A 433-nucleotide genomic window follows, 5' to 3' on the forward strand; every position below is an offset into this window, starting at 1 on the left:
GTCGTCGTCTACGACACGCCGTCGCGCGACGGCTCGCCCATCATCCATCGCGCGGTCTTCTGGGTCGAGGACGGAGAGAACTGGTACGACCGGGCCAACTCGTCTTACGTCGACGGCTCGGACTCCTGTGCGGAACTTCTGAACTGCCCCGCGCCGCACGCCGGCTACGTCACTCGCGGCGACGACAACGACTACTACGACCAGGCGCGGGGCATCGCCTCGCCCGTCCGACCCGACTGGGTGCGGGCGAAAGGCCAGTTCCACGTGCCGTATCTCGGGGAGCTACGGCTGGAAGTCCAGAAGCTTCTTTGAACCCCCAGCGGTCGTCAGCGGTCGTCAGCGTCCGTTAGTGGAAGTTAGTGGCCGTCAGCGGTCGTCGCCGCCGTCGGGCGAGAACATGGTGTAGCGCTCGGTCTCGTCGTCTTCCTTCCAC

At 65.8% G+C, this 433-nt stretch carries 1 pseudogene; it reads left to right on the forward strand.

Annotated features, from left to right (window positions below):
* Positions 1-312, forward strand: a pseudogene (locus EXE48_RS18280) (S26 family signal peptidase); the annotation flags it as partial.
* Positions 313-433: the final 121 nt, after the last annotated feature.

It is taken from the genome of Halorubrum sp. ASP1 (assembly GCF_005435135.1).
GTDB classification, from domain to species: Archaea; Halobacteriota; Halobacteria; order Halobacteriales; family Haloferacaceae; genus Halorubrum; species Halorubrum tropicale.